18 protein-coding genes, 2 tRNA genes, 2 pseudogenes and 1 other annotated feature are annotated in these 21,900 nt (G+C 39.7%); of the genes and pseudogenes, 3 read left to right on the top strand and 19 right to left on the bottom strand.

Translation table 11 applies throughout. The annotated features are described in order from the left end of the window. Positions 1-27: 27 nt before the first annotated feature. From AC3IPL_RS00170 to AC3IPL_RS00160, 3 genes and pseudogenes are all read right to left on the bottom strand, one after another. Positions 28-546 carry a type 1 glutamine amidotransferase domain-containing protein gene (locus AC3IPL_RS00170; RefSeq protein ID WP_111746486.1) on the bottom strand — a complete coding sequence of 173 codons (519 nt, stop codon included), beginning with the start codon at positions 544-546 and terminating at the stop codon, positions 28-30. A 141-nt stretch (positions 547-687) separates the two neighbouring features. Then, positions 688-815: pseudogene (locus AC3IPL_RS00165) on the bottom strand (glutathione-dependent formaldehyde dehydrogenase); the annotation flags it as partial. A 202-nt stretch (positions 816-1,017) separates the two neighbouring features. Further along, on the bottom strand, positions 1,018-3,273 hold the full coding sequence (locus AC3IPL_RS00160) for an ATP-binding cassette domain-containing protein (RefSeq protein WP_489241065.1): 2,256 nt from the start codon (positions 3,271-3,273) through the stop codon (positions 1,018-1,020). Between the two features lie 285 nt (positions 3,274-3,558). On the opposite strand from AC3IPL_RS00160, the pseudogene AC3IPL_RS00155 reads away from it, so the two are divergent. After that, a pseudogene (locus AC3IPL_RS00155) lies at positions 3,559-3,923 on the top strand (IS30 family transposase); the annotation flags it as partial. A gap of 240 nt (positions 3,924-4,163) precedes the next feature. Here the strand turns inward: AC3IPL_RS00155 and AC3IPL_RS00150 are convergent. The 9 genes from AC3IPL_RS00150 to AC3IPL_RS00110 form a co-directional block, all read right to left on the bottom strand. After that, positions 4,164-4,628 (bottom strand): 8-oxo-dGTP diphosphatase, encoded by a 465-nt coding sequence (locus tag AC3IPL_RS00150; protein WP_489241064.1) that lies wholly within the window; start codon positions 4,626-4,628, stop codon positions 4,164-4,166. Between the two features lie 174 nt (positions 4,629-4,802). Then, the gene (gene rlmH, locus AC3IPL_RS00145) at positions 4,803-5,282 is read right to left on the bottom strand and encodes a 23S rRNA (pseudouridine(1915)-N(3))-methyltransferase RlmH (protein WP_489241063.1); all 480 of its coding nucleotides are present in this window, start codon (positions 5,280-5,282) and stop codon (positions 4,803-4,805) included. Between the two features lie 241 nt (positions 5,283-5,523). Further along, positions 5,524-6,306: an MBL fold metallo-hydrolase gene (locus tag AC3IPL_RS00140; RefSeq protein ID WP_489242215.1), complete on the bottom strand. Its 783-nt coding sequence runs from the start codon at positions 6,304-6,306 to the stop codon at positions 5,524-5,526. A gap of 26 nt (positions 6,307-6,332) precedes the next feature. Then, positions 6,333-7,112 carry a two-component system regulatory protein YycI gene (locus tag AC3IPL_RS00135; RefSeq protein WP_489241062.1) on the bottom strand — a complete coding sequence of 260 codons (780 nt, stop codon included), beginning with the start codon at positions 7,110-7,112 and terminating at the stop codon, positions 6,333-6,335. Beyond that, positions 7,112-8,419: a YycH family regulatory protein gene (locus tag AC3IPL_RS00130; protein WP_489241061.1), complete on the bottom strand. Its 1,308-nt coding sequence runs from the start codon at positions 8,417-8,419 to the stop codon at positions 7,112-7,114. The genes AC3IPL_RS00135 and AC3IPL_RS00130 overlap by 1 nt, the downstream gene beginning before the upstream one ends. After that, complete coding sequence (gene walK / locus AC3IPL_RS00125; RefSeq protein ID WP_489241060.1) at positions 8,412-10,268, bottom strand: cell wall metabolism sensor histidine kinase WalK; 1,857 nt, start codon at positions 10,266-10,268, stop codon at positions 8,412-8,414. The genes AC3IPL_RS00130 and walK overlap by 8 nt, the downstream gene beginning before the upstream one ends. 3 nt (positions 10,269-10,271) lie before the next feature. Next, a complete protein-coding gene (yycF, locus tag AC3IPL_RS00120) occupies positions 10,272-10,973 on the bottom strand; it encodes a response regulator YycF (protein WP_489241059.1) in 702 nt (233 codons plus the stop codon). A gap of 131 nt (positions 10,974-11,104) precedes the next feature. Continuing rightward, positions 11,105-11,177, bottom strand: a tRNA-Asp gene (locus AC3IPL_RS00115). A 13-nt stretch (positions 11,178-11,190) separates the two neighbouring features. Then, positions 11,191-11,265 (bottom strand) — tRNA-Glu (locus AC3IPL_RS00110). Between the two features lie 117 nt (positions 11,266-11,382). On the opposite strand from AC3IPL_RS00110, the gene AC3IPL_RS00105 reads away from it, so the two are divergent. Next, positions 11,383-12,264 carry a YitT family protein gene (locus AC3IPL_RS00105; RefSeq protein WP_489241058.1) on the top strand — a complete coding sequence of 294 codons (882 nt, stop codon included), beginning with the start codon at positions 11,383-11,385 and terminating at the stop codon, positions 12,262-12,264. Between the two features lie 45 nt (positions 12,265-12,309). On the opposite strand, the gene AC3IPL_RS00100 is transcribed toward AC3IPL_RS00105, so the two are convergent. From AC3IPL_RS00100 to serS, 7 genes are all read right to left on the bottom strand, one after another. Then, the gene (locus AC3IPL_RS00100) at positions 12,310-13,599 is read right to left on the bottom strand and encodes an adenylosuccinate synthase (protein WP_489241057.1); all 1,290 of its coding nucleotides are present in this window, start codon (positions 13,597-13,599) and stop codon (positions 12,310-12,312) included. A 281-nt stretch (positions 13,600-13,880) separates the two neighbouring features. Continuing rightward, on the bottom strand, positions 13,881-15,281 hold the full coding sequence (dnaB, locus tag AC3IPL_RS00095) for a replicative DNA helicase (protein WP_489241056.1): 1,401 nt from the start codon (positions 15,279-15,281) through the stop codon (positions 13,881-13,883). A 16-nt stretch (positions 15,282-15,297) separates the two neighbouring features. After that, on the bottom strand, positions 15,298-15,747 hold the full coding sequence (rplI, locus tag AC3IPL_RS00090) for a 50S ribosomal protein L9 (RefSeq protein WP_489241055.1): 450 nt from the start codon (positions 15,745-15,747) through the stop codon (positions 15,298-15,300). Continuing rightward, on the bottom strand, positions 15,747-17,717 hold the full coding sequence (locus tag AC3IPL_RS00085; RefSeq protein ID WP_489241054.1) for a DHH family phosphoesterase: 1,971 nt from the start codon (positions 17,715-17,717) through the stop codon (positions 15,747-15,749). Before AC3IPL_RS00085 ends, rplI begins: the two co-directional genes overlap by 1 nt. Positions 17,718-17,736: 19 nt before the next feature. Continuing rightward, on the bottom strand, positions 17,737-18,648 hold the full coding sequence (locus AC3IPL_RS00080; RefSeq protein ID WP_489241053.1) for a DUF2232 domain-containing protein: 912 nt from the start codon (positions 18,646-18,648) through the stop codon (positions 17,737-17,739). 136 nt (positions 18,649-18,784) lie between these two features. Continuing rightward, entirely contained in the window at positions 18,785-19,300 is a 516-nt protein-coding gene (locus tag AC3IPL_RS00075) for a YceI family protein (RefSeq protein WP_489241052.1), read from the bottom strand. 163 nt (positions 19,301-19,463) lie between these two features. Next, positions 19,464-20,738 (bottom strand): serine--tRNA ligase, encoded by a 1,275-nt coding sequence (gene serS / locus AC3IPL_RS00070; RefSeq protein WP_489241051.1) that lies wholly within the window; start codon positions 20,736-20,738, stop codon positions 19,464-19,466. A gap of 51 nt (positions 20,739-20,789) precedes the next feature. Continuing rightward, positions 20,790-20,974 (bottom strand) — a binding site (T-box leader). 91 nt (positions 20,975-21,065) lie between these two features. Here serS and AC3IPL_RS00065 point away from each other — a divergent pair. Further along, the gene (locus AC3IPL_RS00065) at positions 21,066-21,878 is read left to right on the top strand and encodes an NAD(P)H-hydrate dehydratase (RefSeq protein WP_489241050.1); all 813 of its coding nucleotides are present in this window, start codon (positions 21,066-21,068) and stop codon (positions 21,876-21,878) included. Positions 21,879-21,900: the final 22 nt, after the last annotated feature.

Genomic DNA, 21,900 nt, shown 5'->3' with positions numbered 1-21,900 from the left:
ATAGTATGCTAGGTGTTTGTGTATATTCTATTTCAATAATGCTAATGATTCACGATTAAAATCTTCTAAGTCGTCAGGTGTACGTGATGTTACGATACTACTATCTACAACAACTGATTCGTCTACTACTGTTGCACCTGCATTCTCTAAATCTTTACGTACAGATAAGTAACCCGTTAGCTTTTTACCTTTTAATAAATCTGTATCGATTAATAACTGTGGTCCGTGACAGATTGCAAATACAGGTTTTTCATTAGAAACAAATCCTTTTGTAAATTCACCGAATCGTCCTTGCTCATCACCACGTAACATATCTGGTGAGAATCCGCCTGGAATGAATAATGCATCGAAGTCATCAGGTTTAACGTCATCGATTGCTTTATCAATCGTTACTTCAGTATTCCCTTGTTTACCTTTTACTGTACTACCAGCTTCTTTACCAATAACAGTAATTTCATGTCCTTCTTTTTCAAAAGCCTCAGCCGGGCTCGTAAATTCTATATCTTCAAATAAATTATCTAATACTACTGCGATTTTCTTAGTCATAATATAAATTCCTCCTAATTCAATAGTGAGTTCGTAATCAATATGTGAGAACTATAATTCTATTTTACCTTTAATATATACACATTAAAAATATATTGCTCAATTATATCAAACTACTTAAACGTTTAATTTTATGAATAATTACTCCGGTTTAAATACGACTTTAATATTTCTCGTTTTTCATCAAATACTTTATAAGCCTCATCGGCTTTTTCTAAAGGAAAAGTATGTGTGATAATTTCAGTAGGATCAAATACTTCATCTTTTAAATCACTATCTGCCACAACAAAAGAAGAAAAAAAGATTTATCAGCTATGTGAATACCTATTAATTCACTATCTTTATTAAGGATAGGGGCCCATATTGCCCAAACGAAGTATCAGCTTAGTATATCTTCTTACTACATATACTTGCTTTTACTTTACCATCACTAAAAATATCTTACTTTTTTCACTACTAAATACACTCCCCTTATTTTTGAATGTAATTAGATAAATGTTTCCCAGTTACGCTATCTTGTATGCTAAGGACACCTTCTGGGTAACCACTGTATAATAATCTTCCTCCTTGTTGACCAGCAGCTGGTCCCATATCAATTAACCAGTCTGCTTCTGTCATCATTGACAAGTTATGCTCGATTAGAACGACGGTATTACCTTCATCCACTAATTGATTAAATAATTCTATCAGCACATGGATATCCCTTTCATGTAACCCTGTTGTTGGTTCATCAAAAATAAAGATGTGGTCAGTCACTTGATTGATTAAATACGCACTGAGCTTTACACGTTGAATTTCTCCACCTGAAAGTGTGTCCAATGATTGTCCAAGTGTCATATAGCCTAGACCAGTGGCAGCGAGGGATTTTAATATCTCCAGAATTTTATGATGTGTATTGAAGTAATTTATTCCTTCTTCCACCGTTAATTGTAAGACATCTGCAATAGAGTAACCATCTACTTTAGCATTCAGAACTTCCTGTCTATAACGTGTTCCATGACATACTTCACAAACTTGTGAAAAATCGGGCATAAACGCAAGTTCTGTTTTAAGAATTCTTTTTCCTTTACAGTTTGGACAAGCACCTTCAGAATTATAGCTGAACATACTTTTCTTTAGCCCTGTCTCCTTACTGAAAAATGCTCGTAATTCATCAAATGTATTGGTATAAGTTAATATATTTGAACGATTTGAAGCATTAATAGCTTTTTGATCGATGAATATAACGTTTTTAATCTGTTTAAACCCAGTTTTTATGAGTGTACTCTTACCAGAACCAGCAACCCCCGTAATAACAGAAATAGCATTTTTAGGGAGATACACTTCAACATTTTTGACGTTATTTTTTGTAACTGGACCGATATGAATCATTTCTTGAGATGACCTTGGAACTTTTAGTTGATGTTTTTCTTTGAGTTCTTGTCCAGTCGCAGTGTGGGAGTTGAGAAGTTGATCATATGTTCCTTCAAATGTAATTCTACCCCCATTTTTACCGGCACCTGGTCCTACGTCAACAATGTGATCTGCAATCTTAATAATATCAGGATCGTGTTCAACCACAATAACTGTATTCCCTTTATCCCGAATAGACATAATTATGCGATTGATATTTTCAATATCTTCAGGATGCAGTCCAACACTCGGTTCATCGATAATGTATACGAGATCGGTCAGTGGGCTACTTAGATGACGAATAAGCTTAATACGCTGAGATTCACCACCTGATAATGTAGGTGTTTCTCGACCAAGTGTCAAATAACCAAGTCCAATATCAACTAGAGATTGAAGTTGGTGTTTAAGCGGCTTTACAATATATGCAGCTGTTTTATCAGTAAGGTGGTCTAAAAACAGGATATTTTCTACGATACTTTGATTTGTAAAATCAGCAATATCTGCACCGTTAATTTTGCAGCTTAAAATACGTTGATTTAAACGTTTTCCGTGACAGTTAGGACAAACCATTGTCGTTACAACACGCTCATATTCATCCGGCCACCTGCTCTTTTCATAACCATCATTAATAATAAACAGTCGCCTGAATCTATAGACGACCCCTTCATATTTTGCAGTACGGGGCCATTCTTCAGGAGGATTGGTCAGTTTGGTCGGCCCTAAATAAAGTAATTTATGCATCTCTTCCTTCGAATAATCTTTCAGCTTCTTATCATTATCAAATAGACCCGAATGCGTATAGCTTTTACCACGCCAGTGATCTGGTCCGAATGTAGGAAAATTAATTCCATGTTCGTTTAAAGATTTGTCATAATCCAGCAATTCATCGATATCAATTTCCTCGACATATCCTAAGCCTTGGCATCTTTCACACATTCCTGCCGAATTATTGAATGAAAATTCATTTGAATATCCGACAAATGGTTGACCAATACGAGACCATAGTAGACGAACAGCAGAATAAATGTCGGAAATTGTACCTACTGTAGAGCGCGAGTTACCACCAAGTCTTTTCTGACTAATGACCATTGAAACAGGAAGATTTTGAATGGAATCTACATCAGGTTTCTCATAATGAGTCAATTGATTCTGTATATATGTAGAATAAGTTTCATTGAGTAGACGCTCAGATTCAGCTGCAATCGTACTAAATACCAATGAAGATTTTCCAGATCCTGATTTTCCTGTAAAAACGGTCAATTGATGCTTTGGAAGACTTAACGAAACATTTTTTAAATTATTTTGTCGTGCACCTTTGATGATGATATTTTTCATACCCAACTTCCTCTCCATAATTAAATATATTTATATTTTTTACCTTTCTAACGAGAAATAAGTTTATAAGTATCAATTTTAAAGTTCCAAATTTTTAGATGAATTTCCGATTATATTTTATTAAAAAATTTAGGGAAATTCTATAATCAAGTTAGCCAACTACGGTGTGCTTTAAAAAATTTAAATGTACGCAGATTGTAAAATTAAGCTAGACAACTAAAAAAGCCTTCTGTGCTAAACTCAATATGTATTTCCGACCAAAGAAAACATAAGGAGTTAGCACAAATGGCCTATACACATCTTACCACGGATGAACTTGCGTTTATAGAATTATATTATTACCAGAAAATTTCGGTCAGTGAGATCTGCCGGAGAATTAAGCGTTCAAGACAGACCGTCTATAATGTAATTAATGCACTCAAAGCAGGTATATCTGTACTGGAATTCTATCAGAACGATAAGAAAAGAAAATCTCTTTGCGGAAGACGTAGAATTGTCCTTCCTAAGCATCAGATCAGTTATATTCAAAAAAGGATAGCCGACGCTGGACACCTGACACCATCATAGGCAGAAATGAAGAACCTATCAGCTGTCAAGATAGGTATACCTTTATTTCATGTCGCGTTTTTAAAACCTCATCACTTATGATAACTTTCAGTGTATCGGTTAATCCTGAGATTCCAAAATGCTCTATTAACCTCATTACTTGTGATACGATTGAGCGTATCTCTTAAGACTGCGGTTATTTCCTAGAAAGTAATCCGTATCATTTCCTATAAGTTTCAGCATATCGTTTGAAAATAATGAAAAACTCCCTACTGACAGTTAAATACGTTAATTGACAATAGGGAGTTTATTCAAAGTAATTATTTATTTCGATATTTTATGACTTAATATAATTTAATATCCCAATTCTCTCCATCCTCATTCAGTTCATAAAAAAATTCTGACAACTCTGGATTGATAAATATTTCGTACATCTCCATAAAGTCATTACTTACTTTATACTGTTTTAATTCATCCTTTTTTATCCAGAATACCTCTCCTTCTGATGACGATTGCAACTCACCTGTAAAGTCAGTTGTTTTATAGAGTAGGACGATATACCTCTCATCTGATTCAGTTATAAATTGTTTTATACCGCATAGTTTAGGATTTCGAACAGTTAATCCCGTTTCCTCCAGAACTTCACGAACGACCGAATCATGAAAGGATTCACCTTCTTCAACATGCCCTCCAGGAAATGTAACACCTGGCCACGCTTTACCTTGTCGATCCTGAACTAATATATAATCATCAGATCGTTCTACCATACACATATTCGTAATAATTGTCATCTTTGCTCTACTCATCATATGCCCTCATCTCAGTCCTATTTAATTCGATTATAACATTTATTACAATAACCAAAAATAGTAGTAGCACGCTCTATTAAATAAAACATAAATTTCCTTTTTTTCAAAATTCATTTCTTATAATAATTTTTAGCGTATCTTTTAATCATGAAGTTGTACCGATAAAAAATATCATCACTTATGATAACTCTGCCCCTTCATAATTCTATATGCTCTATACACCTGCTCCAGCAGTATCACTTTCATCATCTGATGAGGAAAGGTCATTTTGCTGAAGGAGAGTTTATAGTTGGATCTTTGGCTTACACTTTCATGCAGGCCGTTTGATCCACCGATGATAAAGGTCAGATGGCTTTTGCCTGTATTCATTTTCTGTTCGATGTCTTTTGATAGTTGCACGGAGTCTAGTTGTTTTCCTAGTATCTCTAACGTATAGACGTAGCTGTCATCCTTAACCTTTGCCAAGATACGCTCCGCTTCTTTCTGCTTCGCTATCTCAATATCCTTGTCACTCATATTATCCGTGTCTTTCTCATCCTGAACCTCTATTAGTTCCACCTTCGTATAGGCACCGAGCCGCTTCACGTACTCATCCACCGCCTGCTTCCAATACTTCTCTTTCAACTTACCCACAGTAATGATTGTTATTTTCATATATATTCATCCTTTTTACATAACTTATTCTAGTTATCCACAAGTTATTCAGTTATACACATTTCACAATCCTTATTTTACCCTGTTTTAATTATTTATTGTAAATTTTATTAACATTGTCACTGTATAAACATAAAAAAAGATGCCCATTTTACTGGACATCTTTATACATTGTGGATAACTTGCTGTTTATCAACAGAGTTATCCACCGTTTTATGTGAATTAATCTTTCGCGTCATCATTACAGTTCATAAATCATCGTCGCAAAGTCTTTATCCGTATCGTACAGTACGACATCATTATCCGTATCAATGTCATGCTCATTCAGTACTTGTGCTACACTCATCCGTGCGAGATCCTTCATATTGTTATCCCGTGATAAATGTGACAAATAAATGCGCTTTGTCGATCCTGTAATCACTTCGCGCATCGCATATGCCGCATCTTCATTAGAGACGTGACCTTCATCACTCAATATGCGCTGCTTCGTCTTCCAAGGATATCTTCCCATACGCAGCATATCTACATCATGGTTGCTCTCAAATATAAAGCAGTCACTGCCATGAATCATCCCTTTCATCCGGTCAGACACATAACCCGTATCCGTGATCATCGATAACTTCTTATAATCATTGTGAAAGATATAGAACTGCGGATCGATGGCATCATGAGAGACGCTGAACGACTCAATATCGAATCCTGCGATAGACTTTGTTTCATAAGGATTGAAGATGTACTTCTGGTCAGACGGGATATTCGGGTCTTTTCGTTCGATGGCTTTCCATGTGTTTTCGTTCGCATAGACAGGCAGTTGGTACTTTCTTGCCAGCACGCCTAGTCCTTTAATATGATCCACATGCTCATGAGTCACGAGAATCCCGTTGACATCTTTAATGTCCCGGTCGATCTGATTGAACAGTCCTTCCATTTTCTTGCCGGTCAAACCGACATCTACAAGCAGTGCACCTTTGTCGCTTTCGACGTAAGTGGCGTTACCTGTTGAGCCGCTTGCTAGTACGGACATCTTTATCAAAATTATCACTCACTTCATTACTTCAATATAGTTTCTTCAGGCTGCAGCGCGTCAACGTAGAACGTTTCACGTCGATCGTCATTATGAATAATCGCTACTTGCCATGTAGGTTTCAGCACTTGTCCTTCAATATTAGGTCCTACTGAATAATAACCCAGCCTTACTGCTGACACTTCATCTCCTGGATGAAGGACGTTCTGATAATACAGTGTTTCAAGTGCTTTTCTCGGATTAATGACCTGCTTCTTTTCATTATTGTTGCCAAGACCTATCTTCAAATCATCCAGATAGGTCTGTTTGTAACTTGTTACTTCGTTGTCATCATTATAACTGAAAACAATCTGAGCTGTTTCGTTATTCAATATCGGATAGTTATTAAATGTCTGTTCGTAATAAATTCGTCTGTTTTTCCGGTCTATACCGCTCAGTATATATTCCGTTCCTCCAAAAGGTGTCTCCTTGACGAAGTCTGTCAATTTCTCGATGATAGTCGTCGCTTCTATTTCAGGGATTGCTAAAGAATCATCGACTTTGCCGTTAGAGATAGTCGCTTTTTTCAGATCCTTCTCGTCCTCATGGAATATTTTACTTCGCCCGGATACATAGTTCAGCTCGACACCTTCTATAGATGGGAGTTTCGGCAGTTTGATTCTCTCATCAGCAAACGATAGTTGCTTTTCGTCCTGAGTATCAATGATGTGAGACTGCTGGACTTTATTATAGTAAATGTAGCCAAGACAGATATTCATCACGAGAAAGACGAAGATGAAGAGTGAACTCGCGTGTTTCCAATCCACTATTTCAACCTCCCGTCTTCGAATTTCTTCCATTTCCCATCATATTCGACATACCATGACGGCTCGAATAATAATGTGGATTGTATTTGCAGATCATTCGGCTTTAATAGTTTCATCTCATAGCCGATCAAAATCCGCGTGACATCTCTGAATCGATAGTTCTTGTTTGACGCAAGGGTGTAGCGTACTTTCTCAACACTTGGTAAGTCTTTTGCGCTGGTCGTCGACGGAACTGCCACACTTGTAGAGAATAGCCCGCGACGATACTCATACACTTCTTTTTCTCCCCATATCACGTTGATTTCAGATAATCCTGATAGATTGAATACAGGAAGATCACTTAAGAACATTTGATAATCGATTGAATGACTTTTGTCCTTCACTGAGAACAAACGGTAGTCATCAGTAAAACCGCCATGTTTACTGATGAAACTGAACGAACGTACGACGTTTTCTTCTGGTTCTGGTTTAATACTGTCTGTTTCAGATAAGTTATTATATTTATAAATGGAGCTGTTAGAGATAGAGACTACACCTGTATTACCAAAATAGGTCGTCGAACCGTTTTTGCGAGTACGTTCAATGACGTGCTCCTTATCATCGAGTACTGCATTATTGATATCTTCGACATTAATTCTATCTGCCATATAACGATAGGCTTTGGCGTGCTTGGCATTCGATGGTGCATAAATATTGGTCTTCTCATCTGTTGTCTTTTCATTAGTGATAATCCCAGAATATTTGATCATCCGGTCGTCATAACTTTTTAACAGTTTTTTGAATGGTGCACTTTTAGCATTCGTTTCTACTTTCAGCATCTGATTATCGGATAAGAGATAGAGCGTCAGTTGCATACGGCTGTTACTGTCAATAATCAGGCGTTTGAATTCATGTTTATCCGAAAATTTACTGCTGATATTAAGGACGTTGGTCAAATACATGGCATTCGGTATATCAGTTGTATAGTCAAATATGACATACTGATCACCGATTTCTGACGTCAACTTATTATCAAGCAGTGTGGTCTTTTCAACTTTGCTGCCGGCTATATAATCAGTGACTTCCATAATAGCATCTGAATCTGTTGTTCCTCTGACGTTCTGCTCCTTATAAGAAATCATCTGAAACGGCATGAAGATATTTCTAACGTTATCATTATTTCTCGGACCGATCGTCGACGTTTTTTCTTCTAATGTGGATTCTACGTTCGTCAGCTCCGGCTTAAAGTTCCAAATTTTATAGGTGAGTATGACGCTTGAAATGACCAGACCAATCAGCAGCAGGCTTTTCAGTACATCTTTAAACATCCCAATCACCATCATCCAACACTTCACAAGGAAGTGTAATATAGACTGACGTGCCCTGTCCTTCTTTACTGTTAGCCCATATACGGCCGTCGTGTGCCTCGACGATTTCTTTACTGATAGCAAGTCCAAGACCTGTACCGCCCATGTTCCGAGTTCTTGCTTTGTCGACACGGAAGAACCGATCAAAGATTTTATCCACTTTATTCAATGGAATACCAATTCCGTTATCTTTAATCTGTATCGTCATACGGTTGAATAACAAGTTTTGTTTCACGTGGAATTCAACTCTTTTCTTACCTTTTGAATATTTGAGCGCATTGGAGATGACATTATCAAATACTTGCGTCATTTTGTCCGGGTCTATTTCCACGAAGATGCCTGCTTTCGGAATGTCCCTGACAAACGTCGCGTTCTTGCCTTCTGTCATCTCGAAACGATTAATGATTTTATGGATGAACATATTGAAATCAATGAGTTCCTTGCTCAGCACTTCACCTGAATTATCCATTTTGGACAGCTGCAGGAGGTCATTGACGAGACGGATCATCCGGTCAGTTTCTTCACGTGTCACTGTCAAAAACTGCGGCGCAAGTTCAGGATTCTGCCATGCGCCTTCTTCCAGCGCTTCAATATAGCTGCGCATAGAAGTTAATGGTGTCCGGAGTTCATGTGAAACGTTAGCAACGAATTCACGGCGTTCATTTTCAACATGATGCTGTTCTGTGACATCATGTAATACAGCAATGTAACCATTGATGAATCCAGTGTCTTGAATAATCGTTGAGAAGCTGACACGGACGATTAAATGTTCCTGCTCAATGATATCCATAATGATTCCACCTGAGTTGTCCTGGAGCTCCTCAAGCGAGTAATGCTCTTCTATCTTCAACACATCAAGTACATGACGGCCCTCAATCTCATCGCGGTTCATATCAAGCATTTTCAGCGCCATATCATTGACGATACGTACGCGGCCTCTTCTGTCAGTCGCAATAACGCCGTCACTCATATGGGTGATGACTGAATCCAGTCTCCGCTTCTCACTTTCTGTATTCGCCTGAGCTTCCTGTACGCGTTTTGCCAAGTTGTTGAACGTTAGTGCCAATTCGCCGATTTCATCTCCGCCGTATACTTTAACTCGGTTCGTATAGTTCCCTTTTGACATCTCAAGTGCCTGATTTCGCATATCAGCAATCGGTTTTGTGATTGTTCTTGCTATAAAGAAGCCAAGGATTCCAGTAATAATAAGTGATAAGCCGGTTCCGATAATAAATATCTGGTTGATCTTATCCAGCTGCTGATAGATTGTTTCGATAGTTGATTCCACATGGATGACTCCGACAAGACTATTGTCGACGGTTAGTGTTTCGTTCATCACCCAGACACGTTCTTTTGCGCTCCCGACATTGCGGAGTTGAATCCGGTCATTGCCTGTTCCTAACGTCAGTGCTTTTTGTATTTGTGTATCATTATTCTTCTGAATGGACGGTGTCGTACCATTGTTTTTACTGGATGCTACAACGAGTTCATCTCTGTTGACGACTTTGATTTCGTCTATATCAGAACGAGATTCACCGATACCTGAACGCGAAGAATAGTCATCGATGATATTCTGTATCTCACTCTCAGCGTTTTCATCATTACCATTATCCTGATAAGCTTTTTGTATGTCATAATCAATTTGTTTGACTTGACGTGCCACATTTTCCTTGAAGTTATCGGTCAGTTCTTTTTCTAGATTGTTCGTAAAGTAGAGGCCGATGATCTGCATGCCGATAATTATCAGAAGTACATAGATCAAGACCAGTTTAATATGAAGCGATTGTAAATTCTTCAAAAACTTCTTCATCGTTTAATCCTGTGATTGCAGGAAATAACCGACACCACGACGTGTCACGATATATTCCGGATGAGAGGCATCGTCCTCTATTTTTTCCCGTAATCTACGGATTGTCACGTCAACTGTACGGACATCACCGAAATAATCATAACCCCATACAGTCTGCAGCAGATGCTCACGTGTCATGACCTGTCCGATATGCTTGGCCAAGTAATGGAAGAGCTCAAACTCGCGGTGTGTCAGTTCGATGTCCTGTCCTCTCTTCTTAATAGAATAGGCATCTGGATACACTGTGATATCTCTGATCTCAATATCATTTGTTTCTTCTTTTTCTTCTGACTGTGCCTGTGTATAATGGCGGCGAAGGTTAGCCTTGACGCGGGCAATCAGTTCTCTCGTGCTGAACGGCTTAGTCACATAGTCATCAGCACCTAGTTCAAGTCCGAGTACTTTATCGATTTCAGAATCTTTCGCTGTCAGCATAATAATCGGCATATCATATTTCTTGCGGACTTCACGGCACACTTCCATACCATCACGGCCGGGCAGCATAATATCAAGCAGAACAATATCCGGCTGTACTTCATAGATTAAATCAACAGCGTCATTACCATCATAGGCGACAGACACATCGTAGCCTTCTTTTTTCAAGTTAAATTCTAATATATCTGCAATCGGTTTTTCATCATCTACAACAACGATTTTCCTCGACATTGTACAACCTCTTTTCATCATAGAGTTTATTAATATATACTATCCTTTAATTTAACATTTTTCATAGGATTTTTCTATTACACTTCCTCAACACAAAAAAAGATATGCATCAGATGCATATCTTCTGAGAGCGGTCCCGACCGGGATCGAACCGGCGATCTCCTGCGTGACAGGCAGGCATGTTAACCGCTACACCACGGGACCTTATGTAATTAAATGGTGACCCCTACGGGATTCGAACCCGTGTTACCGCCGTGAAAGGGCGGTGTCTTAACCGCTTGACCAAGGGGCCTTGGTTTTTCAGCACAAGACTGATTATAGCATGACTATAATTCCACTGGCAAGCATATTTTAAATTTTTCTAGTATAATATAAGTAATTAACGATATTATGAGTGAGAGGTGCATTTATGAAAGAATCTGAAACAATGAAAATACATCGAAAACTCCCTATGCGTGAAAAGATTAAACGTTTTGTGATGATTACGACAGGAGCCATTTTAATGGGGATTGCCCTTGAATTATTTTTAGTGCCGAACCAAATTTTAGATGGCGGTATCGTCGGTATTTCAATCATGTTCAGCCACTTACTTAACTTACCACTCGGTCTTTTCATCTTCGTACTCAACCTGCCATTTTTCTTTTTAGGATACAAGCAGATCGGTAAATCATTCGCTATTTCTACCATATACGGTATTATGATACTTTCTATCACGACAGCTATTCTCCATCCAGTGCCTGCCTTTATCGATGAGAAATTTCTAGTCACTATATTCGGGGGCGCCATACTCGGTTTAGGGGTCGGCCTTGTCATACGTTACGGCGGTTCACTCGACGGCTCAGAAATATTAGCCATATTGATCAGCTCAAAATCGCCGTTTTCAGTCGGTGAAATTGTAATGGTCGTCAACTTCTTCATCTTCATAGCAGCAGGATTTGTCTTTACATGGGAATCAGCGATGTATTCAGTCATCGCCTACTTCATAGCTTTTAAAGCGATTGATATCGTGCAGCTCGGACTCGACGAATCAAAATCAGTATGGATTATTAGTGATTATTACGAAGAAATCGGTGAAGCTATTACCGATCGCCTCGGTCGCGGGGTCACTTATTTCGCCGGCGAAGGGGCTTATACAGGTGAGGGCAAGAAAATTATATTTGTCGTCATTACCCGGCTGGAAGAATATAAGCTGAAGGATATCATCAATCATTTTGATGAATCAGCCTTTGTCACCATTGGCAATGTGTCAGAAGTCAAGGGCGGACGCTTCAAGAAGCGGGATATCCATTAGCACAAAAAGAGGCTGGAACTTGATGAGTTCCAGCCTCTTTTTATGCTAATTCTTCCAAAGATCTTCTAATAAGTTTGTCTGATTACGGTCAGGTCCTACTGAGAAAATTGATATTTTGACGTCACATAACTCAGAAATGCGCTCTAAATAACGACGAGCATTATCAGGCAGCTCTTCCATTGTTTTGCACGCTGTCACATCTTCAGTCCAGCCCGGTAGTTCTTCAAATACCGGCTGACAGCGGTTTAATTCATTTAAGTTAGCCGGATATTCCGTTATTTCTTGACCATCCAGCTCATAAGCTGTACAAATTTTCACTGTCTCAAGTCCTGTCAACACATCGATAGAGTTAATAGACAAGTCAGTTATACCGCTGACACGGCGTGAGTGACGTAATACAACTGAATCGAACCAGCCGACACGTCTCGGACGACCTGTCGTTGTGCCGTACTCACGACCTATTTCACGGATATGATGGCCATTTTCATCAAATAGTTCAGTCGGGAATGGACCGTCGCCGACACGGGAAGTATAGGCTTTACAGACACCGATGACACGGTCAACAAACGTCGGTCCGACACCTGTACCGACTGTGACATTACCTGCAATCGGATTACTTGATGTCACAAACGGATAAGTCCCGTGATCGATATCAAGCATGACGCCTTGCGCGCCTTCGAACAATACTTTTTCGTCAGCATGGAAGGCATCATCCAGTACTTTCGCTGTATCTGTGACAAATGGTTTCAAGCGTTGTCCCGCTGCATAATACGTGTCAAATATTTCATCAAACGTAAATCCTTCAGCACCGAACATTTTTTCGAACAATTCGTTTTTAGCAGCTAAATTGTCTTCAAGTTTCACTCGGAATGTTTCTTCATCCAATAAATCAGCAAGACGGATACCGATACGCTGCACTTTATCTACATAAGCAGGTCCGATTCCTTTTTTAGTCGTACCGATTTTATTGTCTCCGCGTTTTTCTTCTTCCAGCTCATCCTGCTTTAAGTGATACGGTAGAATCACTTGCGCTCGATTTGAGATACGTAAGTTATCTGTAGAAATACCTCGTTCATTTAATGCGTCCAATTCTTTCAGCAGGGCTACAGGATCGACAACAACTCCGTTACCAATGACTGATAGTTTGTCTGAATAGAAAATACCAGACGGTACTAAATGTAATTTATATGTTTCGCCGCCAAATTTAATCGTATGTCCAGCGTTATTACCACCTGAAAAACGTGCAATCACATTTGCCTGTTCTGACAAGAAGTCAGTAATCTTACCTTTACCTTCGTCTCCCCATTGCGTTCCAACTACTACGATAGATGACATCCTTGCACCTCCAAATTTAATCAACCTTTGTTATTCTATCAATGAATGACATAAAAATCAAACGAAAGCCGAACGTTTCAAATGTAAAGTTTCAGATAGTCACGACTACTCAGATGCATTGCCAGATAAGCTTCAAACGTTGATATATAAGTAATTAAAGTACTTTTTATACATGATTGCTATACAGACGAAATATGATGATCAAGACTGTAATGATAACAAAAAACGTACATTTTTTATATCTGTTATAAAAAATGTACGTTTATTTTATTTTTAGATTTTTAACCTTCTAGTCCAGAATACTCATAGCTAATATCCGTGAACTTATTGTACTGCTTCATGAAGTTTAGTTTTACAGTACCCGTCGGACCGTTACGCTGCTTGGCAATGATGATTTCAATCTCACCATTTTCGTCCTGCACACCTGCATCGATTTCGCCATCTTCACCGTCTTCGCCGTTTCCTCGGTTATAATAGTCATCACGGTACAAGAACGCTACAATATCCGCATCCTGCTCAATCGATCCTGATTCACGGATGTCACTCATCATCGGCCGCTTGTCTTGCCGTTGTTCTACGCCACGGGACAGCTGACTTAAGGCAATCACTGGACATTCAAGCTCTCTCGCCAATGCTTTTAACATCCGGGATATTTCAGATACTTCCTGCTGACGGTTGTCAGAGCTTCTAGAACCAGAACCTTGAATGAGCTGCAAATAATCAATCAATATCATATCGAGCCCGTGCTCCTGCTTCAAACGTCGTGATTTGGCGCGAATATCCGTGATGCGAATGCCCGGGGTATCGTCGATATAAATATTCGTCTTCGCCAGTTTACCGATAGCAACAGTGAACCGGTTCCAGTCCTCATTCTCCATCGTTCCTGTTCTCAGTCGATTAGAGTCCACATTACCTGTACTGCAGATCATCCGGGTTGCCAGCTGATCGGCTCCCATCTCTAGTGAGAATATAGCAACAGAATAACCTTGGTCATGTGTGGCGACCTGCTGCGCAATGTTCAGCGCAAATGCTGTCTTACCTACAGAAGGTCTGGCAGCGATAATGATCAGGTCATTGCGGTTAAATCCTGCTGTCATCTTATCAAGATCCCGGTAACCGGTTGGAATACCCGGCGTCTGCCCTTGGTTCCGGTCCAATTCTTCTGCATTTTCAAATACAGTCTGGAGAATTTCTTTAATGTACTTGAAGCCATCTGTGCCACGGGACGCGGATATCTCCATAATCCGCTTCTCAGCATCACTCAATAATGATTCCAGCTCAAGTTCATCGTTGTAGCCATCTTTTGCGATGGAATCTGCAACCGTAATTAACTGCCGTTTGACTGCATCACGAAATACAATCTCTGTATAGAAGTCGATATTACGGGTCGTCGGTACAATGTTTGATAGTTCAAGCAGATAGCCCGGTCCACCCGATTCATCAAGCGTTCCTTCAGCAGTCATCTGGTTGGTTATCGTCACGATATCAACTTCTGCATTTTTCTCTGCGAGCGACAGCATGGCCTGGAAGATATGCTGATGGTTTTTTCGGTAGAAGTGCTGTGGCAGCAGGCGCTCAAGCGTCGGCATCAACAGTTCTGGATCGATCAGAATCGCACCAAGAACAGACTGCTCCGCTTCTAAATGGTGGGGCATCTGTAATGATTGATTGTAATCTTCCATTAGTGCGCCTCCTTAATTATGATGCTTCAGTTACATGGACTTTCAAGTTTGCAGATACTTGATTATGCAGCTTGACAGGGACATTGGTATAGCCCAGGCTTCGAATACCGTCCGGCAGATCCATCTTTCTTTTGTCTACTTTAATATCATGCTGTTGTTTCAATGCTTCTACAATCTGCTTTGTACTCACTGAACCAAAGAGACGGCCGCCTTCTCCTGACTTCGCCTTCACTTCAACTTCAAGTGCTTCAATACGTTCTTTCAGTTGTTGTGCTTCAATCAGTTCCTGTTCTTTGTTTTTCTCAACACGCTTATTCTGTGCCTGCAGTTGTTTTAAGTTACCTGGTGTTGCTTCTACTGCATAATTATTTTTAAGAAGGAAATTGTTTGCATACCCTACTGGGACTTCTTTCACTTCGCCTTTTTTCCCTTTTCCTTTAACATCCTGTGTAAAAATCACTTTCATTATACTTCACTCCTTGAAAATTGTTCAGCGATGACTTCTTCTAGTTGATCAATCGCTGTTCCTACTGATACATCTCTCAATTGTACCGCTGCATTCGATAGATGACCGCCGCCGCCCAATGCTTCCATCACCAGCTGAACATTGATTTCGCCGAGCGAACGTGCAGATATGCCCACTAAGTCTTCATCGCGTCTCGCCACGACGAAGGAAGCTTCTACACCATCAATGCTGAGCAGTTCATCAGCTGCCTGCGCCACAACGACAGGATGATAAATATCATCATCACGACCATACGCAATCGCCACACCATCATGACCGAGTTCAACTGTTTTGATCAATTCACTTCGCTTCAAATACGTATTGATATCGTCTTTTAAGAAATGCTGGCAAAGAATCGTATCAGCCCCGTGACTTCTTAAATAACTGGCTGCATCAAATGTTCGTGAACCTGTGCGCAGCGTAAAGTTTCGTGTATCGACGATAATTCCTGCAAGCATGACTGTTGATTCAAGACGCGTCAATTTGTGTTCCTCAGGTTGATATTCCAGCAACTCAGTCACAAGCTCAGCAGTAGAACTTGCATAAGGTTCCATATAGACGAGCAGTGGACTGGAAATAAATTCTTCTCCGCGTCGATGATGGTCTATGACTACTTTTCGCGATGCTTTGTTCAGTATATTCTCATCGATAACCATGTCCGGCTTATGCGTATCAACGATGACGAGTGTCGTTCGATTCGTCATCAATGTCCATGCCTCATCAGAGGTAATGAATGTTTCATTCAGTTCAGGTTTCTCAGCAATTTCATTCATCACGCGGCTTAATGTTTCATCGATATCATGGTCGTTTAATACAATATAAGCTTTCAGTTGATTCATCTTGGCAAATCTTGCGACACCAATTGCTGCTCCGATAGCATCCATATCAGGACGTTTATGCCCCATGATAATAACGTTATCACCTTCTGCAAGAATATCCTTCAAGGCATGCGATATGACACGCGCGCGGACACGGGTCCGTTTTTCCATCGGATCGGTCTTGCCACCGAAGAACCTTACACCGCCAGCAGAGTTTTTAATTGCTACTTGGTCACCCCCGCGACCAAGGGCAAGATCCAGACTCGATTGAGCAAGTTCACCGAGCGCAATTAAATTATCTGCACCTTCACCGATACCGATACTTAGCGTAATATGCGTCTTCTTTTCACGACTTTTCTCACGAATGATATCCAGCAGGTTAAATTTTGTCTGTTCAATCTGACTCAAAATACGATTGTTCAGAAAAATAATGAACTGGTCAGAAGAATAACGTTTCACGAAGACATTGTTTTCTTCAGCCCATGTATTGATTGCTGTCGTCATCATACTGTTCATTTCTGTTCTATTGGCATCACTCATATTCTGCGTAATTTCATCATAGTTATCGAGAAAAATAGTTCCGATGACCGGTTTTGATTCTTCGAACAGTTCATCAGTTTCTACTTTGTCTGTAATATCGAGAAAATAAAGAACATTCGTTTCCTCTCCATAACGCACTTTGAACTTATTATCCTTATACTGTGTCTGCACTTCATCTATACCATTGACTTTCAGTTGATTCAACAGATTAGGAAACACTTCGTTGATTGGATCGCTTAATATGGGACGGTCAATTTTTTCATTGATAAACTGGTTATGCCATTCTACATGACCTGAGTCATCCAGCAGTACTACACCAATAGGAAGTTCTGTCACAGCGAATGACCGGCCTTTATGTACACGTGTGGATAGCTGTTCAAAATAACGTTCATTGCGCTGAATGCCGTTTTTAAGTACAAATACACTTATTCCAATGATTGCTATAATGATGCCGCCTGCAAGCAGTGCCATGACTCGATGAACAATAAATAACAATCCGACGAGAATAAGGGCAGCAATACACATGACTACAAAAGGAATCATTAATGCCTGCCTGTTATATTTACGATTCATCTGGACACCTCACTATTCATTAAAGTTTGATTCTCGCTTTCACGTTGATGATCAAATCAAGCATGCCGAGCAGTTGTGTGATCGGCGCCATAATAAAGGCAAAGATAAACATCAACACATTGATGATGGTTGGGGTACGTTTCACTTTGATAAAGAAACTGATCAATGATATCCCCTGAATAAATATAATCCATTCTAACACATACTGTAAGTTCGTGACTATGCCGAGCAGAATGACATCTTCAGGTGTCAGCAGCAGCTTAATCAGTACAGCAATCACATAAAGATACAATACACTTTTTGGTACACGCCAGAAATAAAGCGGTCTAAAGTTAGGTGCAGCCACTTTGAATTTTCTAAGAATCGGCATTGCAATCAATAGACTGATGAGGCTCAGCAGGAAGATGAGAAGCACGATAAGTCCTGGAACTTGCAGCTGCATTTGGTCGAGTGCAGTGAAGAATAAATTAATGTTTTCCTGGGAAATGTTTTCTTTACCGAGTTCCGCTTCCACTAATGCCATATAAGAATCTTTGACATCGGCGAACCATTCCTTTGTCGTCGGCAGTAATTCCATCAACTGCATGAATATAATGGAAATTAAAGCATAAAAGCTGAGAAGCACTGTCAGCGCAAACAGCATATATTCTTTTGATGCTCTTGATTGGAGCAGCAGCCCGATTAAATAGCTCGAAAGAAGCACACCGATCATCACCTGCAATGCAAATAGATTAAGGAATATCAATGAAATGATGAGTACAATACCACTCATCACATAAAAACCGTGTTTGTCCTTATAACATAGATAAACACCGGGAATCAATAGAAATGGGGCAGTAATGAGAATCAGTGCAGGTACTGCATGTATCAATAAAGTAACAACCAGCATAACGGCACTTATAATTGACGTTTTTATTAAATCCAATTTCAAATCTAAACACTCTTTCTCATTTAATTTTCATAACGTTTCTATTTTACAACTTATAAGCCAATAGCTCAATGTAAGTTAATTGAACGACAAAAAACACACTGCCTTAATGTGGCAGTGTGTTTTGTCGTTCGATTAATTATTCTGCGATAGCAAGCTCAATACCTGCTTCAAATTTAACTTCTTTACCAACCATTACGCCGCCTGATTCAAGCGCTTGGTTCCAAGTGATGCCGTATTTTTCACGGTTAATGCTGCCAGTTATGATGAAACCAGTCACTGCGCTGCCGTTCATTGGATCTTTTTGAATGCCGTTGTATTCAAGATTAAATGTTTCAACATTGGTTACATCTTTGATAGTTAATTCACCCGTAATAGATGTTTCAGATACAGATGTAGACACGAATGTGATTTCTGGGTATTGTTCAATATCAAAGAAATCAGCTGATTTTAAGTGACCATCGCGGTCGCCGTTGTTAGTATCGATAGAGTCTACTTTGACTGATGCTTTCACTTGAATAGTAGATAAGTCGTTGATGTCACCAGTTGCTTGAACATCGTAATCAGTGAATTCACCTTTCACTTTTGAAACCATTAAATGTTTCACTGAGAATTCGATTGAGCTGTGGTTTTGATCTAAATTAAATTGTGTCATTGTCTAATAACCTCTTTCATTTTTAAGTTTTATTATGCTTGGTGCTTATTATATAATTAATATATCAGATATAATTATTATAGTCAATATAAATATTATATTAATTTCGAATTAATATTCTTTACATAAAAACGGGACGCTGATATCAGCGTCCCTTGCATTACTATTTAATTATTGTCTGTCCGCCCATATAAGGTACTAATGCTTCTGGTACCGTGATTGTGCCATCTGCATTCTGATAGTTCTCGACGACTGCTGCAAATGTACGGCCGACAGCAAGACCTGATCCATTTAATGTGTGCACATATTCCGTCTTGCTGTTTTTGTCGCGTTTAAAGCGAATATTAGCTCGTCTTGCCTGGAAGTCAGTCATATTTGAACAAGAGCTGATTTCTTTGTAGGCATTATAGCTCGGCAGCCATACTTCGATATCATACGTTTTTGCAGAACCAAATCCAATGTCTCCAGCACATAATTGAATCGTGCGGTACGGAATATTCAACGTCTGAAGGACTTTTTCAGCGTGCGCTGTCATTTCTTCAAGTGCCGCAAAAGAATTTTCAGGCATTTCAAAGCGGACCATTTCGACTTTGTTGAATTGATGCATGCGGATTAATCCACGTGTATCACGGCCTGCTGAACCAGCTTCTGAACGGAAGCATGCTGTTTGTGCAGTGAACTTCACAGGAAATAATTCCGCATTTATAATTTCATCACGGTAATAGTTGGTCAATGGTACTTCAGAAGTAGGTATCGTGTAAAATCCTTCTTTTTCTACTTTGAATAAATCTTCTTCGAACTTAGGCAGCTGACCTGTACCGAACATAGATGCTGCATTCACCAGCTGAGGAGTCACCATCTCCTGGTAGCCGTGCTGCATTGTGTGCATATCAACCATGAAATTCATTAAGGCACGTTCCAGTCTTGCACCGTCCTTTGTCAGGAATGCAAAGCGCGCACCCGATACTTTAGCTGCTCGTTCAAAATCAGCCATGTGCAGATCATCCACGATATCCCAGTGAGGCTTCGCATCAAAATCGAACTGTCGAGGTTCACCCCACTTACGGATTTCTACATTATCATCTTCATCCTTACCCGCGGGTGTTTCATCGCTGACTAAGTTTGGCAGGCTGACTAACTGATCATGCAGTGCAGTTCTTACTTCATTCAACTTGCTGTCGATGGCTTTTATATCTTCACCGACTTGACGCATTTCTAATATAGCGTCATCCGCATTTTCTTTATTGCGCTTTTTCTGTGCAATGGCTTCACTTGCTTTGTTACGCTGTGCTTTCAATTCCTCAGTCTGAACAGTCAGTTGACGTGACTCGTTGTCCAGTTCAAGAATGGTATCAACGACCGATGAATCAATTCCACGCATTGCTAATTTCTGTTTGACGAAGTCAGACTCTGTTCTGAATAATTTAATATCTAACATAATGATGCCTCCTATTTGATATTTGGGTACAAAAAAATACCATATCCCTATAACAGGGACGTGGTATTTACGCGTTGCCACCCTCATTAACAGCCTAAGCTGTTCACTCCATTAACATAACGGTTAGACCGATTACCCGATAACTCTGGATAGATTTCATTTCCTGTATCCATCAGTTCTCACCGGCCACTGACTCTCTTTAAGATACGTTAGAAATTACTTATTCCAAGGTAATAGACTATTTAATTAACCTTATCTTATCAAATGAACTTTAGATGTGCAACTGAATCTGTTAGACTATGTGTATTCATAACAAAGGAGACAATCATGGAAACTATTTCACAGATTACTATTCCGAAGAGAAAGAGTGAATCACATAAAGGCGATTACGGCCGTATTTTGTTGATCGGCGGCAATCAGAATATGGGTGGTTCCATTATGTTGAGTGCCCGTGCATGTGTCTACAGTGGTGGAGGATTAACGACAGTCGTGACCCATCAGACGAACCATACTGCGCTTCATTCACGCTGCCCGGAAGCAATGGTCAGTGATTTATCAGATATTAAGCGTATCAGCAAACTCGTTGCAGAAGCAGATTGTATTTTAATCGGTCCAGGACTTGGACTCGATTTTCAAGGCAATAATACGCTGACGTTTCTATTCCAGCATATCAATAACGATCAGACCGTCATCATAGATGGAGATGCGATTACTATTTTAAGTAAGTTGAAACACCCGCTGCCGAACGCTAATGTCATCTTCACACCTCACCAAATGGAGTGGGAACGATTAAGCGGTATTAAGATAGAAGATCAGACGCCGGAACGAAACAGAGCTGCTGCCGAAGAACTCGGAGCTCAAGTGGTATTGAAGAAACATCATACTGAACTGTATTTGAATTCAGGTAATTACCGCATTGAAAAAGGAAACCCGGCCATGGCATCAGGAGGCATGGGAGATACACTGGCAGGGATACTGGCAAGTTTCGCGGGGCAGTTTGATATCGAAGACGCGATTAAAAAAGCCGTTTATATTCACAGTAAGATTGGAGACAAACTGGCTAAAGACATGTATGTCATTCCAGCTTCCAAAATAATCGACGAAATTCCTTACATGATGAAGCAACTGGAAGAAGAATAAAAAAACGGAAGCCCAGGCTTCC

The organism is Macrococcus sp. GL_134, from assembly GCF_057834705.1.
This window is presented reverse-complemented; position numbering and strand designations above follow the sequence as displayed.

What these genes read in the sequence shown, in the direction of transcription:
- AC3IPL_RS00170 (WP_111746486.1), bottom strand. Translation starts at nt 546, where the DNA reads ATGACTAAGAAAATCGCAGTAGTATTAGATAATTTATTTGAAGATATA.
- AC3IPL_RS00160 (WP_489241065.1), bottom strand. Translation starts at nt 3,273, where the DNA reads ATGAAAAATATCATCATCAAAGGTGCACGACAAAATAATTTAAAAAAT.
- AC3IPL_RS00150 (WP_489241064.1), bottom strand. Translation starts at nt 4,628, where the DNA reads ATGATGAGTAGAGCAAAGATGACAATTATTACGAATATGTGTATGGTA.
- rlmH (WP_489241063.1), bottom strand. Translation starts at nt 5,282, where the DNA reads ATGAAAATAACAATCATTACTGTGGGTAAGTTGAAAGAGAAGTATTGG.
- AC3IPL_RS00140 (WP_489242215.1), bottom strand. Translation starts at nt 6,306, where the DNA reads ATGTCCGTACTAGCAAGCGGCTCAACAGGTAACGCCACTTACGTCGAA.
- AC3IPL_RS00130 (WP_489241061.1), bottom strand. Translation starts at nt 8,419, where the DNA reads ATGTTTAAAGATGTACTGAAAAGCCTGCTGCTGATTGGTCTGGTCATT.
- walK (WP_489241060.1), bottom strand. Translation starts at nt 10,268, where the DNA reads ATGAAGAAGTTTTTGAAGAATTTACAATCGCTTCATATTAAACTGGTC.
- yycF (WP_489241059.1), bottom strand. Translation starts at nt 10,973, where the DNA reads ATGTCGAGGAAAATCGTTGTTGTAGATGATGAAAAACCGATTGCAGAT.
- AC3IPL_RS00105 (WP_489241058.1), top strand. Translation starts at nt 11,383, where the DNA reads ATGAAAGAATCTGAAACAATGAAAATACATCGAAAACTCCCTATGCGT.
- AC3IPL_RS00100 (WP_489241057.1), bottom strand. Translation starts at nt 13,599, where the DNA reads ATGTCATCTATCGTAGTAGTTGGAACGCAATGGGGAGACGAAGGTAAA.
- dnaB (WP_489241056.1), bottom strand. Translation starts at nt 15,281, where the DNA reads ATGGAAGATTACAATCAATCATTACAGATGCCCCACCATTTAGAAGCG.
- rplI (WP_489241055.1), bottom strand. Translation starts at nt 15,747, where the DNA reads ATGAAAGTGATTTTTACACAGGATGTTAAAGGAAAAGGGAAAAAAGGC.
- AC3IPL_RS00085 (WP_489241054.1), bottom strand. Translation starts at nt 17,717, where the DNA reads ATGAATCGTAAATATAACAGGCAGGCATTAATGATTCCTTTTGTAGTC.
- AC3IPL_RS00075 (WP_489241052.1), bottom strand. Translation starts at nt 19,300, where the DNA reads ATGACACAATTTAATTTAGATCAAAACCACAGCTCAATCGAATTCTCA.
- serS (WP_489241051.1), bottom strand. Translation starts at nt 20,738, where the DNA reads ATGTTAGATATTAAATTATTCAGAACAGAGTCTGACTTCGTCAAACAG.
- AC3IPL_RS00065 (WP_489241050.1), top strand. Translation starts at nt 21,066, where the DNA reads ATGGAAACTATTTCACAGATTACTATTCCGAAGAGAAAGAGTGAATCA.